13 protein-coding genes are annotated in these 14,180 nt (G+C 65.7%); 11 read left to right on the top strand and 2 right to left on the bottom strand.

Annotation, left to right across the window (positions count from 1 at the left end):
- The first annotated feature begins 3 nt into the window (after positions 1-3).
- The 8 genes from bamA to DID98_RS03330 all read left to right on the top strand — a co-directional run bounded on the left by bamA (position 4) and on the right by DID98_RS03330 (position 8,015).
- On the top strand, positions 4-2,310 hold the full coding sequence (bamA, locus tag DID98_RS03365) for an outer membrane protein assembly factor BamA (protein WP_044843770.1): 2,307 nt from the start codon (positions 4-6) through the stop codon (positions 2,308-2,310).
- Positions 2,311-2,374: 64 nt separating this feature from the next.
- The gene (locus tag DID98_RS03360) at positions 2,375-2,872 is read left to right on the top strand and encodes an OmpH family outer membrane protein (protein WP_040144479.1); all 498 of its coding nucleotides are present in this window, start codon (positions 2,375-2,377) and stop codon (positions 2,870-2,872) included.
- Positions 2,873-2,888: 16 nt separating this feature from the next.
- Positions 2,889-3,968 carry a UDP-3-O-(3-hydroxymyristoyl)glucosamine N-acyltransferase gene (gene lpxD, locus DID98_RS03355; protein WP_124570233.1) on the top strand — a complete coding sequence of 360 codons (1,080 nt, stop codon included), beginning with the start codon at positions 2,889-2,891 and terminating at the stop codon, positions 3,966-3,968.
- A gap of 130 nt (positions 3,969-4,098) precedes the next feature.
- Positions 4,099-4,566: a 3-hydroxyacyl-ACP dehydratase FabZ gene (gene fabZ / locus DID98_RS03350; RefSeq protein WP_006402657.1), complete on the top strand. Its 468-nt coding sequence runs from the start codon at positions 4,099-4,101 to the stop codon at positions 4,564-4,566.
- A gap of 67 nt (positions 4,567-4,633) precedes the next feature.
- Positions 4,634-5,422, top strand: a complete 789-nt coding sequence (gene lpxA / locus DID98_RS03345; RefSeq protein ID WP_044843768.1) for an acyl-ACP--UDP-N-acetylglucosamine O-acyltransferase — start codon at positions 4,634-4,636, stop codon at positions 5,420-5,422.
- A 3-nt stretch (positions 5,423-5,425) separates the two neighbouring features.
- Entirely contained in the window at positions 5,426-6,595 is a 1,170-nt protein-coding gene (gene lpxB, locus DID98_RS03340; RefSeq protein ID WP_124486191.1) for a lipid-A-disaccharide synthase, read from the top strand.
- Complete coding sequence (rnhB, locus tag DID98_RS03335) at positions 6,592-7,236, top strand: ribonuclease HII (protein WP_044843766.1); 645 nt, start codon at positions 6,592-6,594, stop codon at positions 7,234-7,236. Before lpxB ends, rnhB begins: the two co-directional genes overlap by 4 nt.
- The gene (locus DID98_RS03330) at positions 7,233-8,015 is read left to right on the top strand and encodes an RNA methyltransferase (protein WP_124486192.1); all 783 of its coding nucleotides are present in this window, start codon (positions 7,233-7,235) and stop codon (positions 8,013-8,015) included. The genes rnhB and DID98_RS03330 overlap by 4 nt, the downstream gene beginning before the upstream one ends.
- A 121-nt stretch (positions 8,016-8,136) precedes the next feature.
- On the opposite strand, the gene DID98_RS03325 is transcribed toward DID98_RS03330, so the two are convergent.
- On the bottom strand, positions 8,137-8,952 hold the full coding sequence (locus DID98_RS03325) for a pyruvate, water dikinase regulatory protein (RefSeq protein ID WP_044843764.1): 816 nt from the start codon (positions 8,950-8,952) through the stop codon (positions 8,137-8,139).
- 374 nt (positions 8,953-9,326) lie between these two features.
- Between DID98_RS03325 and ppsA the strand changes: the two genes are divergently transcribed.
- The 3 genes from ppsA to DID98_RS03310 all read left to right on the top strand — a co-directional run bounded on the left by ppsA (position 9,327) and on the right by DID98_RS03310 (position 13,340).
- A complete protein-coding gene (gene ppsA / locus DID98_RS03320) occupies positions 9,327-11,726 on the top strand; it encodes a phosphoenolpyruvate synthase (protein ID WP_124486193.1) in 2,400 nt (799 codons plus the stop codon).
- Between the two features lie 210 nt (positions 11,727-11,936).
- Positions 11,937-12,371, top strand: coding sequence for an NfeD family protein (locus DID98_RS03315; RefSeq protein WP_044843762.1), 435 nt, complete (start codon positions 11,937-11,939; stop codon positions 12,369-12,371).
- Between the two features lie 33 nt (positions 12,372-12,404).
- On the top strand, positions 12,405-13,340 hold the full coding sequence (locus tag DID98_RS03310; protein ID WP_044843761.1) for an SPFH domain-containing protein: 936 nt from the start codon (positions 12,405-12,407) through the stop codon (positions 13,338-13,340).
- A gap of 300 nt (positions 13,341-13,640) precedes the next feature.
- Here the strand turns inward: DID98_RS03310 and smpB are convergent, their stop codons facing one another.
- Positions 13,641-14,087 (bottom strand): SsrA-binding protein SmpB, encoded by a 447-nt coding sequence (gene smpB / locus DID98_RS03305; protein WP_050012888.1) that lies wholly within the window; start codon positions 14,085-14,087, stop codon positions 13,641-13,643.
- Between the last annotated feature and the right edge of the window lie 93 nt (positions 14,088-14,180).

Genomic DNA, 14,180 nt, shown 5'->3' with positions numbered 1-14,180 from the left:
ACGTTGTTCAAACCTCATCGCTTTGTACCTAAGACAGTTGCAGCGGCCGCGCTCGCCGCGCACGGCCTCGCGGCGCATGCAGCGGCACCGTTCGTGGTGCAAGACATCAAGATCGAGGGGTTGCAGCGCGTCGAAGCCGGTTCGGTGTTCGCCTACCTGCCGATCAAGCAGGGCGATACCTTCACCGACGACAAGGCATCCGAAGCAATCCGCGCGCTGTACGCGACGGGCTTCTTCAACGACGTGCGCATCGCCACCCAGGGCAACGTCGTGATCGTGCAGGTGCAGGAGCGTCCGGCCATCGCGTCGATCGACTTCACCGGCACGAAGGAATTCGACAAGGACAACCTGACGAAGGCTCTGCGCGCGGTGGGTCTGGCCGACGGCCGCTACTACGACAAGGCGCTCGTCGACAAGGCGGAGCAGGAGCTCAAGCGTCAGTACCTGACGCGCGGCTTCTATGCGGCCGAGGTCAAGACGACGATCACGCCGGTCGACGCGAACCGCGTGTCGATCCTGTTCGCGGTCGCCGAAGGCCCGAGCGCGAAGATCCGCCAGATCAACTTCATCGGCAACAAGGCGTTCAGCACCAGCACGCTGCGCGACGAAATGCAGCTGTCGACGCCGAACTGGTTCTCCTGGTACACGAAGAACGACCTGTACTCGAAGGAAAAGCTCACGGGCGACCTCGAGGCCGTGCGCTCGTACTACCTGAACCGCGGCTACCTCGAGTTCAACATCGAATCGACGCAGGTGTCGATCTCGCCCGACAAGAAGGACATGTACCTGACGGTCACGCTGCACGAAGGCGAGCCGTACACGGTGTCGGGCATCAAGCTGTCGGGCAACCTGCTCGATCGCGAAGCCGAACTGAACAAGCTGATCAAGATCAAGCCGGGCGATCGCTTCTCGGCCGAAAAGCTGCAGCAAACGACGAAGTCGATCGTCGACAAGCTCGGTGAATACGGCTACGCATTCGCGACCGTCAACGCGCAGCCGGACATCGACCAGGCGAACCACAAGGTGAACCTGAACCTCGTCGTCGATCCGAGCCGCCGCGTGTACGTGCGCCGCATCAACGTGGTCGGCAACACGCGCACGCGCGACGAAGTCGTGCGCCGCGAAATGCGCCAGCTCGAAAGCTCGTGGTTCGATTCGAACCGCCTCGCGCTGTCGAAGGACCGCGTGAACCGTCTCGGCTATTTCACCAACGTCGACGTGACGACGGTGCCGGTCGAAGGCACGAACGACCAGGTCGACGTGAACGTGAAGGTCGACGAAAAGCCGACCGGCGCGATCACGCTGGGCGCGGGCTTCTCGTCGACGGACAAGGTGGTGCTGTCGGCCGGCGTGTCGCAGGACAACGTGTTCGGCTCGGGCACGAGCCTGTCGGTGAACGTCAACACCGCGAAGAGCTACCGCACGCTGACCGTCACGCAGGTCGACCCGTACTTCACGGTCGACGGCATCAAGCGGATCACCGACGTCTACTACCGCACGTACCAGCCGCTTTACTACTCGACGAGCTCGAGCTTCCGGATCATCAGCGCGGGCGGCAACCTGAAGTTCGGCATTCCGTTCTCGGAAGTCGACACCGTCTACTTCGGCGCGGGCTTCGAGCAGAACCGTCTCGACGTCGACTCGAACACGCCGCAGAGCTACCAGGATTACGTGAACGAGTTCGGCCGCGTGTCGAACACGGTGCCGCTGACGGTGGCATGGTCGCGCGACGCGCGTGACAGCGCGCTGATCCCGAGCCGCGGCTACTTCACGCAGGCGAACGTCGAATACGGCGTGCCGGTCGGCAAGATCCAGTACTACAAGGCCGACCTGCAGGCGCAGTACTACTATTCGTTCTCGCGCGGCTTCATCCTGGGCCTGAACCTGCAAGGCGGCTACGGTAACGGCATCGGCAACCCGTACCCGATCTTCAAGAACTACTACGCGGGCGGTATCGGCTCCGTGCGTGGCTACGAGCCGAGCTCGCTGGGCCCGCGCGACACGAAGACGAACGACCCGATCGGCGGTTCGAAGATGGTGGTCGGCAACATCGAGCTGACGTTCCCGCTGCCGGGCACCGGCTACGACCGCACGCTGCGCGTGTTCACGTTCCTCGACGGCGGTAACGTGTGGGGCAACGCGCCGGGCGGCACGAGTACCGGCGCGAACGGCCTGCGTTACGGCTACGGTGTGGGTCTCGCGTGGATCTCGCCGATCGGCCCGCTGAAGCTGAGCCTCGGCTTCCCGCTGCAGAAGCACGAAGGCGACCAGTACCAGAAATTCCAGTTCCAGATCGGGACGGCGTTCTGATCGAACGCATGACAACAGTAACGAGAGGGTAATTTTGCTAACCGGTAAGTTTTCGAAACGAGTGATGTGTGCGCTGACCGTTGCGCTGGCCTTGGGCGCGGCGACGGCGCATGCTCAGGACGTCGCCCGCATCGCGGCGGTCAATTCGGATCGGATCCTGCGCGAGTCGGCGCCCGCCAAGGCGGCGCAGACGAAGCTCGAAGCCGAGTTCGCGAAGCGCGACAAGGATCTGCAGGACCTCGCGGCGCGCCTGAAGTCGATGTCCGATTCGCTGGACAAGAACGGTGCGTCGCTGTCGGCGGCCGATCGCGCGCAGAAGCAGCGCGATCTCGCGCAGCTCGACACCGACTTCCAGCGCAAGCAGCGCGAGTTTCGCGAAGACCTGAACCAGCGCCGCAACGAGGAGCTCGCGGCCGTGCTGGAGCGTGCGAACAAGGTCATCAAGCAGATCGCCGAGCAGCAGAATTACGACCTGATCGTGCAGGAAGCCGTGTACGTCAGCCCGCGCATCGACATCACCGACAAGGTGCTCAAGGCGCTCGCGTCCGGCTCGACGAACTGAACGGAGCAGACGACGAATGGCATTGACGCTTGAGGCACTCGTAACGCGGTTCGGCGGCGAGATCGCCGGCGACGCCCGGTGCAAGGTGGGCGGCCTCGCGCCGCTCGACCAGGCAGGCCCTCAGCAACTCGCGTTTCTCGCGAACCCGAAGTACCTGTCGCAGGTCGAGACGACCCGCGCCGGCGCGGTGCTGATCGCGCCGAAGGATCTCGAAAAGCTGGGCGCGGCCGCGAGCGGCCGCAACTTCATCGTGACGCCGAATCCGTACGCGTACTTCGCGCGCGTCGCGCAGATGTTCATCGATCTCGCCACGCCGCCGCGCGCGGCCGGCGTGCATCCGAGCGCGACGATCGATCCGGCCGCGCAGGTCGCCGCGACCGCGGTGATCGGCCCGCACGTGACGGTCGAGGCCGGCGCGGTGATCGAAGACGACGTGCAACTCGACGCGAACGTGTTCGTCGGCCGCGGCACGACGATCGGCGCCGGCTCGCACCTGTATCCGAACGCGTCGGTGTACCACGGCTGCAAGATCGGCCCGCGCGCGATCATCCACGCGGGTGCCGTGATCGGTTCCGACGGCTTCGGTTTCGCGCCGGATTTCGTCGGCGACGGCGACGCGCGCACCGGCAGCTGGGTCAAGATCCCGCAGGTCGGCGGCGTGTCGATCGGCCCGGACGTCGAGATCGGCGCGAACACGACGATCGACCGCGGCGCGATGGCGGACACCGTCATCGAAGAATGCGTGAAGATCGACAACCAGGTGCAGATCGCCCACAACTGCCGGATCGGCGCCTACACGGTGATCGCCGGCAAGGCGGGCATCGCGGGCAGCACGACGATCGGCCGCCACTGCATGATCGGCGGCGCGGCGGGGATCGCCGGCCACGTGACGCTCGGCGACTATGTCATCATCACGGCGAATTCGGGCGTGTCGAAGTCGCTGCCGAAGGCCGGCATCTACACGAGCGCGTTCCCGGCCGTCGACCACGGCGAATGGAACCGGAGCGCCGCGCTCGTGCGCAACCTCGACAAGCTGCGCGACCGCATCAAGGCGCTCGAAACCGCGCTGGCCGCCCAGGGCGGCACGCACGCCTGACCGACACCATGCGAGACCACGAACCGGGCACGGCCAGCGCATCCGGCCCGGTTTGCCAGACTGGGCCGCACGGCGGCCCGCTTCAGCCTTTGCATCACCACCGCGCAGCCTCTGCGTGAGACGAACCATCATGAGCACTGAAAAAATCAATCTCGACATCCACAAGATCCTCACGCTGCTGCCGCATCGCTATCCGATTCTGCTCGTCGATCGCGTGCTCGAACTCGAGCCGCACAAGGGGATCAAAGCGCTGAAGAACGTGTCGATCAACGAGCCGTTCTTCCAGGGGCACTTCCCGAAGCGGCCGGTGATGCCGGGAGTGCTGATCCTCGAGGCGCTCGCTCAGGCGGCCGCGCTGCTGACGTTCTCGGAAGAGCAGCCGAAGGATCCGGAAAACACGCTGTACTACTTCGTCGGGATCGACGGCGCGCGCTTCAAGCGCGTGGTCGAACCGGGCGACCAGCTGATTCTGAACGTGACGTTCGAACGTTACATCCGCGGCATCTGGAAGTTCAAGGCAGTGGCGGAAGTGGACGGCAAGGTGGCGGCGGAAGCCGAACTGATGTGCACGGTCAAGACGGCCGACGCGGCGCCCTGAGCGACGCGGCACGCATGGGTAACGTAACGCGGGCAACGCGACACATCACATCGAGAGGCAACGGCGCATGACCAGGATTCATCCTACCGCGATCGTCGAACCGGGCGCACAGATCGACGAGTCCGTCGAGATCGGGCCGTACGCGATCGTCGGGCCGCACGTCACGATCGGCGCGCGCACGACGATCGGCTCGCACAGCGTGATCGAAGGTCACACGACGCTCGGCGAGGACAACCGCATCGGCCATTACGCGTCGGTGGGCGGCCGTCCGCAGGACATGAAGTACAAGGACGAGCCGACGAAGCTCGTGATCGGCAACCGCAACACGATCCGCGAATTCACGACGATCCACACCGGCACCGTGCAGGACGTCGGCGTGACGACGCTCGGCGACGACAACTGGATCATGGCCTATGTGCACATCGGCCATGACTGCCGCGTCGGCAACAACGTGATCCTGTCGAGCAACGCGCAGATGGCCGGTCACGTCGAGATCGGCGACTTTGCGATCGTCGGCGGGATGTCCGGTGTGCACCAGTTCGTGCGCATCGGCGCGCACTCGATGCTGGGCGGCGCCTCGGCGCTCGTGCAGGACGTGCCGCCGTTCGTGATCGCGGCCGGCAACAAGGCCGAGCCGCACGGCATCAACGTCGAAGGCCTGCGCCGGCGCGGTTTCTCGCCCGACGCGATCTCGGCGCTGCGCAGCGCGTACCGCCTGCTGTACAAGAACGGCCTGTCGCTCGAGGAAGCGAAGGTGCAGTTGCGCGAGCTGGCGGCCGCGGGCGGCGAAGGCGACGCAGCGGTCACCGCGCTCGTCGAGTTCATCGACGCGTCCCAACGCGGCATCATCCGCTAAGCGATGTCGCTCCCGACCAATCAGCTCCGGCTCGCGATGGTGGCCGGCGAGCCGTCGGGCGACCTGCTCGCGGCGTCGCTGCTCGGCGGGCTTCAGGCGCGGCTGCCCGCATCGACCCGCTACTACGGGATCGGCGGGCAGCGGATGCTCGCGCACGGCTTCGACTCGCACTGGCAGATGGACAAGCTGACGGTGCGCGGCTACGTCGAGGCGCTGGGCCAGATTCCCGAGATCCTGCGGATTCGCGGCGAGCTGAAGCGCCAGCTGCTCGCGGAGCGGCCCGACGCCTTCATCGGCGTCGACGCGCCCGATTTCAACTTCAGCGTGGAGCAGGCCGCGCGCGACGCGGGCATCCCGTCGATCCACTTCGTGTGCCCGTCGATCTGGGCGTGGCGCGGCGGCCGGATCAAGAAGATCGCGAAGTCCGTCGACCACATGCTGTGCCTGTTCCCGTTCGAACCGGCGATCCTCGACAAGGCAGGCGTCGCGTCGACGTATGTCGGCCACCCGCTGGCCGACGAGATTCCGCTCGAGCCCGACACGCACGGCGCGCGCATCGCGCTCGGCCTGCCGGCCGAGGGCCCCGTGATCGCGGTGCTGCCGGGCAGCCGGCGCTCGGAGATCGGGCTGATCGGCCCGACGTTCTTCGCCGCGATGGCGCTGATGCAGCAGCGCGAGCCCGGCGTGCGGTTCGTGATGCCGGCGGCGACGCCCGCGCTGCGCGAACTGCTGCAGCCGCTCGTCGACGCCCATCCGCAACTCGCGCTGACGATCACCGACGGCCGCTCGCAGGTTGCGATGACGGCCGCCGACGCGATCCTCGTGAAGAGCGGCACCGTCACGCTGGAAGCCGCGCTGCTGAAAAAGCCGATGGTGATCTCGTACAAGGTGCCCTGGCTGACCGGACAGATCATGCGCCGGCAGGGCTATCTGCCGTACGTCGGCTTGCCGAACATCCTGGCGGGGCGCTTCGTCGTGCCCGAGCTGCTGCAGCATTTCGCGACGCCCGAGGCGCTCGCCGATGCGACGCTCACGCAGCTGCGCGACGACGCGAACCGCCGCACGCTGACCGAAGTGTTTACCGAAATGCATCTCTCGCTGCGGCAGAACACGGCCGCGAAGGCGGCCGAAGCGGTCGTGCGCGTACTCGAGCAACGCAAGGGGCGCGCATGACGGCAGCTCGTGCACCACGCCGCCGCGCGTCGACCGACGTGCAGGGCGGCTTCGACTTCAGCCGGCCCGACGAGATCGTCTGCGGCGTCGACGAAGCGGGCCGCGGCCCGCTCGCGGGGCCGGTGGTCGCCGCCGCGGTGATCCTCGATCCCGCGCAGCCGATCGACGGGCTCGACGATTCGAAGGCGCTGTCCGCGAAAAAGCGCGACGCGCTGTACGACCTGATCGTCGCGCGCTCGCGTGCGTATTGCGTCGCGTCGGCCAGCGTCGACGAGATCGACACGCTCAACATCCTGCACGCGACGATGCTCGCGATGAAGCGGGCCGTCGAAGGCCTGTCGGTGCTGCCGACGCTCGCGCAGATCGACGGCAACCGCTGCCCGACGCTGATGGTGCGTGCCGAGGCGATCGTCAGCGGAGACGCGCTCGTGCCGAGCATCTCGGCCGCGTCGATCCTCGCGAAGGTCGCGCGTGACCGCATGCTCGTCGAGCTGCACGAACGCTTCCCGGTGTACGGGTTCAACGTGCATGCGGGCTACGGCACCGAGAAACATCTCGCCGCGCTGCGCGAGCACGGCCCGTGCGAAGCGCATCGGCGCTCGTTCGCACCCGTGCGCGCGGCACTCGACCTGATTCGATGAAAAGCATTACTTCCCGCGACAACCCGCTGTACAAGCGCCTGAAGGCGCTTGCGGGTTCGACGTCCCAGCAGCGCCGCGGCGGCCAGGCGCTGCTCGAAGGTTTTCACCTCGCCAGCGCGTATCTCGATACGGGCGCGATACCCGAGCTGTGCGTCGCCACCGAAGGCGCGCTCGCGCACGACGAAGCGCAGGCGATCATCGCGCGCGTCGACGTGCAGCGGGTCGTCACGCTGCCCGATGCGCTGTTCGGACAACTGTCGAACGTGGTGAGCGGCGTCGGTTTCCTGCTGCTCGTCGATCGTCCCGCGCAGCCGCTGCCGGAGCGTGTCACGCACACGTCGGTCGTGCTCGACGGCGTGCAGGACGCCGGCAACGTCGGCTCGATCCTGCGCAGCGCGGCCGCGGCCGGTGTGCGGCACGTGTTCTGCGCGCCGGGCACCGCCTATGCGTGGTCGTCGAAGGTGCTGCGCTCGGGAATGGGCGCGCACTTCCTGCTGTCGATCCACGAGGATGTCGAGGCCGGCGCGCTCGCCGAACGCCTCGACGTGCCGGTCGCGCTGACCGATTCGCACGGCGCGCAGGCGATCTACGACTGCGACCTGGCCGGTCCCGTCGCATGGGTGTTCGGCAACGAGGGCGCCGGCGTGTCGGCGTTCTGGCGCGACGTGGCCACGCATCGCGTGACGATCCCGCAGCCGGGCGGCATGGAGTCGCTGAATGTGGCGGCTGCGGCGGCGGTGTGCCTGTTCGAGCAGGTGCGGCAGCAGCGTCGCGCATGACTTGATGACGTGACGCGCGGCGTTGGCCGCGCGGTATCCCGCACCACGAAACAAGGCCGCGTTCGACGCGGCCTTGTTGCTTCTGGCGACGGCGGCCCGGCGGCCGCCCGCGCGCCGGTCGTCAGTACGACTGCCGGTCGAGGCGGATTTCCTGCAGGATCGTCGTCGCGATCTCCTCGATCGACTTGTGCGTCGACGACAGCCACTTGATCCCTTCGCGGCGCATCATCGCCTCGGCCTCGTTGATCTCGTAGCGGCAATTCTCGGGCGCCGCGTACTTGCTGCCGGGGCGGCGCTCGTTGCGGATCTCCGACAGGCGCTGCGGATCGATCGACAGCCCGAACAGCTTGTCGCGATGCGGCGACAGCGCCGACGGCAGCTTGCCGCGCTCGAAGTCTTCCGGAATCAGCGGATAGTTGGCGGCCTTCACGCCGTACTGCATCGCGAGATACAGGCTCGTCGGCGTCTTGCCGCTGCGCGACACGCCGACCAGGATCACGTCGGCTTCCGACAGGTTGCGGTTCGACTGGCCGTCGTCGTGCGCGAGCGAGAAGTTGATCGCCTCGATCCGCGTCTTGTATTCCTCGGTGTCGGCGTTCTGGTGGCCGCGGCCCATCGCGTGGCTCGACTTCAGCTCCAGTTCCTGCTCGAGCGGCTCGACGAAGCGCTGGAACATGTCCAGCACGAGCGCGTTCGAGCGCTTGACGATGTCGTTCGACTCGCTGTCGACGAGCGTCGTGAACACGATCGCGCGGCGGCCGTCGTGCACTGCGGCTTCGTTGATCTTCTCGACGGTCGAAAAGGCCTTGTCGAGCGAGTCGACGAACGGCACGCGCACGAGCCGGAATTTCTGGTCGAACTGGGAGAGGATCGAGTGCGCGAAGGTTTCGGCAGTGATCCCGGTGCCGTCGGAGACGATGAAAACGGTAGGCAGCATGAATCTGGGCGTCGAGCGTGAAGGGCGGTTGCGCGGGCGGCTGGAGGTCCGCCTCCAGGCACAGTGACAAGGTCGCGCCACATCCGGCAGCCGGCACGGTAGAATAGCGGCAACCTGTTGGATAAGCAATTGCGGGGGCGGGGTGCGAACGGCACGCCAGACTTGCCGCGAACGTTCCAGAACTCCCGGCAAGTTCGGCGATTCGTCTGAATATATCGCCCTTCTGCCGGGATTTTTGCAAATCGGGTCGGAAGATTTCCCGCCTGCGATTGTTTCTCCAACAGGTTGCGCAAGACGCGCCGCGCCTTTTTGCAAGCGCCCGCGTCCGAGCCCACTTGCGCAATCGAGCATTTTTTTCACACTTAGGGGCTTGTATGACTAACGCAGCAAACGTCGCAAAGGACCAGGCGTATGTAATCCCGTTCGAGCAGTTGCGGATGACCGATGTGGAGATCGTGGGCGGCAAGAATGCGTCGCTCGGCGAGATGATCAGCCAGCTTTCCGAAGCAGGCGTTCGCGTACCCACCGGTTTCGCCACGACCGCGCTCGCATTCCGCGATTTCCTCAAGCACAACGATCTGACCGATCGCATCGCCAAGCGTCTCGAGTCGCTCGACATCGACGACGTGAAGGCGCTCGCCGAAGCCGGTGCCGAAATCCGCAAGTGGATCGTCGACGCGCCGCTGCAGGCACGTCTCGAGGAGGAAATCCGCGCACAGTTCGAAATCCTGAAGAACGGCTCGCCGGGCGAGCTGTCGTTCGCCGTGCGTTCGTCCGCGACCGCGGAAGACCTGCCCGACGCGTCGTTCGCCGGCCAGCAGGAGTCGTACCTCAACGTCGTCGGCATCGACGACGTGCTCGACCGCATGAAGCACGTGTTCGCGTCGCTGTACAACGACCGCGCGATCTCGTATCGCGTGCACAAGGGTTTCACGCACGCTGAAGTCGCGCTGTCGGCCGGTGTGCAGCGCATGGTCCGCTCGGACGTCGGCGCGGCCGGCGTGATGTTCACGATCGACACCGAATCGGGCTTCAAGGACGCCGTGTTCATCACGTCGAGCTACGGCCTGGGCGAAACCGTCGTGCAGGGCGCCGTGAACCCGGACGAGTTCTACGTGTTCAAGACGACGCTCGCACAGGACAAGTACCCGATCATCCGCCGCTCGATCGGCTCGAAGCTGATCAAGATGGAATTCACGCAGCCGGGCGAGCCGGGCCGCGTGAAGACGGTCGACGTGCCGCACGAGCAGCGCAACCGCTACTCGATCACCGACGAAGACGTGATCGAACTCGCGAAGTACGCGGTCATCATCGAGAAGCACTACCAGCGTCCGATGGACATCGAGTGGGGCAAGGACGGCCGCGACGGCAAGATCTTCATCCTGCAGGCGCGTCCGGAAACGGTGAAGAGCCAGGCGAGCGGCAAGGCCGAGCAGCGCTTCAAGCTGAAGGGCCAGTCGCAGGTGCTGGCAACGGGCCGCGCGATCGGCCAGAAGATCGGCGCGGGCCCCGTGCGCGTGATCCAGGACCCGTCGGAAATGGAACGCGTGCAGCCGGGCGACGTGCTGGTGGCGGACATGACCGACCCGAACTGGGAGCCGGTGATGAAGCGTGCGGCGGCGATCGTCACGAACCGTGGCGGCCGCACCTGCCACGCGGCGATCATCGCGCGTGAGCTCGGCGTGCCGGCAGTCGTCGGCTGCGGCGACGCGACCGACGTGCTGAAGGACGGCGCGCTCGTCACGGTGTCGTGCGCGGAAGGCGACGAAGGCAAGATCTACGACGGGCTGCTCGAGACGGAAGTCACGGAAGTGCAGCGCGGCGAACTGCCGGAAATCCCGGTCAAGATCATGATGAACGTCGGCAACCCGCAGCTCGCGTTCGACTTCTCGCAACTGCCGAACGGTGGTGTTGGCCTCGCACGTCTCGAGTTCATCATCAACAACAACATCGGCGTGCACCCGAAGGCGATCCTCGAGTACCCGAACATCGACCAGGACCTGAAGAAGGCGGTCGAGAGCGTCGCGCGCGGTCACGCGTCGCCGCGCCAGTTCTACGTCGACAAGCTGACGGAAGGCGTCGCGACGATCGCCGCGGCGTTCTATCCGAAGCCCGTGATCGTGCGTCTGTCCGACTTCAAGTCGAACGAGTACAAGAAGCTGATCGGCGGTTCGCGCTACGAGCCGGACGAGGAAAACCCGATGCTGGGCTTCCGCGGCGCGTCGCGTTACATCGCCGAAGACTTCGCGCAGGCGTTCGAGATGGAATGCCGTGCACTGAAGCGCGTGCGCGACGAGATGGGCCTGACCAACGTCGAGATCATGGTGCCGTTCGTGCGTACCGTGAAGCAGGCGGAGCGTGTCGTCGGCCTGCTCGAGAAGTTCGGCCTGAAGCGCGGTGAAAACGGCCTGCGCCTCGTGATGATGTGTGAAGTCCCGACCAACGCGATCCTCGCAGAAGAGTTCCTCGAGCACTTCGACGGTTTCTCGATCGGTTCGAACGACCTCACGCAGCTCACGCTCGGCCTCGACCGTGACTCGGGCATGGAACTGCTGGCCGTCGACTTCGACGAACGCGACCCGGCCGTCAAGTTCCTGCTCAAGCGTGCGATCGATACCTGCCGCAAGATGGGCAAGTACGTCGGTATCTGCGGCCAGGGCCCGTCCGATCACCCGGACTTCGCGCAATGGCTGACCGACGAAGGCATCGTGTCGATCTCGCTGAACCCGGACACGATCATCGATACGTGGCAGGCGCTCGCCAACCGGAAGTAACGGTCGGTAACGCTTATTCGGCGCAAGCGCGGTACGCCGCGCTTGCGTTGAAGGCAAAATGCAAGGTTCGTGTTATAAACACCCCGGTAAGCGCCGGGGTGTTTTTTTTCGTCGGTACGCGCCGCGTTGCGTCATGCGTGTCGACCGCGACCCACGGGCGGGCGCGCAGCGAATATAGTGAGCAGCGGGGACGTTTTTCGGGAGACCACAATGATGTCGGGACATCTGTTCTGGTGGGTCGGAGTCGGCGTGCTGGTCGTCGCCGAATTGCTGACCGGCACGTTCTATCTGCTGATGATCGCGCTCGGCTTTCTCGCGGGCGCGCTGCTGCAGCTCGCCGGTTTCGCGCCGCACGTGCAGTTCGGTGCGGCCGCCGTGGTCGCGATCGTCGCGATGATCGTGCTGCGCCGCTCGGGGCTCGGGCGCAAGCAGAAGCGCGACACGTCGACGAATCCGGACGTCAATCTCGATATCGGCGCGACCGTCACGGTCGACGCGTGGCACGACCGCCGCGCGCGCGTGCAGTATCGCGGCGCCGACTGGGACGTCGAACTCGCGGCCGGCGAGCGCGACGATGCACGCGTGTATCAGGTGCGTGCCGTGCGCGGCAACAGTCTCGTCGTCATCGCGAAACCCGCGGGCTGATCGTCCACTGATACAACAAGGAGGGAATATTTCATGGATTCGCTGATCATCTGGGTCGTCCTGCTCGTCATCGCCATCGTGATCGTGTCGAAGACGGTGAAGATCGTGCCGCAGCAGCATGCGTGGGTGCTCGAACGCTTCGGGCGCTATCACGCGACGCTGTCGCCCGGTCTCAATATCGTGCTGCCGTTCGTCGACCGGATCGCCTACAGGCACGTGCTGAAGGAAATCCCGCTCGACGTGCCGAGCCAGGTCTGCATCACGCGCGACAACACGCAGCTGCAGGTCGACGGCGTGCTGTACTTCCAGGTGACCGATCCGATGAAGGCGTCGTACGGGTCGAGCAACTTCGTGCTCGCGATCACGCAGCTCGCGCAGACGACGCTGCGCTCGGTGGTCGGCAAGCTCGAACTCGACAAGACCTTCGAGGAGCGCGACTTCATCAACCACAACATCGTGTCGGCGCTCGACCAGGCCGCCGCGAACTGGGGGGTGAAGGTGCTGCGCTACGAGATCAAGGACCTGACGCCGCCGAAGGAGATCCTCCATGCGATGCAGGCGCAGATCACCGCGGAGCGGGAAAAGCGCGCGCTGATCGCTGCTTCCGAAGGCCGCAAGCAGGAGCAGATCAACCTCGCGTCGGGCGCGCGCGAAGCGGCGATCCAGAAGTCGGAAGGCGAGCGGCAGGCCGCGATCAACCAGGCGCAGGGCGAGGCGGCCGCGATTCTCGCGGTGGCCGAGGCGAACGCGCAGGCGATCCAGAAGATCGCGAACGCGATCCAGTCGCAGGGCGGGATGGATGCCGTGAACCTGAAGGTCGCCGAGCAGTACGTCGGCGCGTTCTCGAACCTCGCGAAACAGGGCAATACGCTGATCGTGCCGGCGAACTTGTCGGATCTCGGCACCGCGATCGCGTCGGCGCTGACGATCGTCAAGAACGCGGCACCGGCGGCGAGCGGGCGGGGCTGAGCGGCACGCGCGGGTTACGCGTGCCGGCGATCGCCGCGAGCGTCGCCGGGTGTGCGCCGCTCGTGTGCCCGTCGTGTGCCCGGTATGTGCCGGTCATGTGCTCGTTATGTGCCCGGCATGCGGCGAATCGTCGCGCGACCTCGGGCGCGATCGCGCCCGCATGTCAGCAGCGCAGGCTGCGCAGCGGTTCGTCCCGGAACGCGAGCGGCGGTCCGGCAGCCGCTCATGCGCTTCGCATCGCAAACGACACGGCCCGCTTCGAGCGGGCCGTGTCGTTTGCGAGGCTGGCTTTCCCGAGCGTCAGGTGCCGGCGCGCATGATGCGCGCCTTTTCGCGTTCCCAGTCGCGCTTCTTCTCGGTTTCGCGCTTGTCGTGCAGCTTCTTGCCCTTCGCGAGCGCGATGTCGCATTTCACGCGACCGCCCTTGTAGTGGAAGTTCAGCGGCACGAGCGTGTAGCCACGCTGCTCGACCTTGCCGATCAGTTTCTTGATTTCGTCACGGTGCAGCAGCAGCTTGCGCGTGCGGACCGGATCGGGCTTGATGTGCGTCGAGGCTTCGGGCAGCGGGCTGATGTGGGTGCCGATCAGGAAGATCTCGGCGTTCTTCACCACGACGTAGCCTTCCTTGATCTGGCCGCGCCCGGCGCGCAGCGCCTTGACTTCCCAGCCCTCGAGCACGAGCCCCGCCTCGTAGCGTTCCTCGATGTGATAATCGAAGTGCGCTTTCCTGTTGTCGATGATGCTCATGAAAGGATCGGGCCAACTCGTTTAAAATCACGATTTTAGCAAAGCAGGGCGGGAATCGCCCGGCTTGCGTTCTCACCTCGAGCGATGCCGCGC

Origin of the sequence: Burkholderia sp. Bp8984, assembly GCF_003853755.1 — a bacterium.
Lineage (GTDB): Bacteria > Pseudomonadota > Gammaproteobacteria > Burkholderiales > Burkholderiaceae > Burkholderia.
Note: the sequence above shows the minus strand (reverse complement) of the source record. Positions and strands in the feature narration are given on the sequence as shown.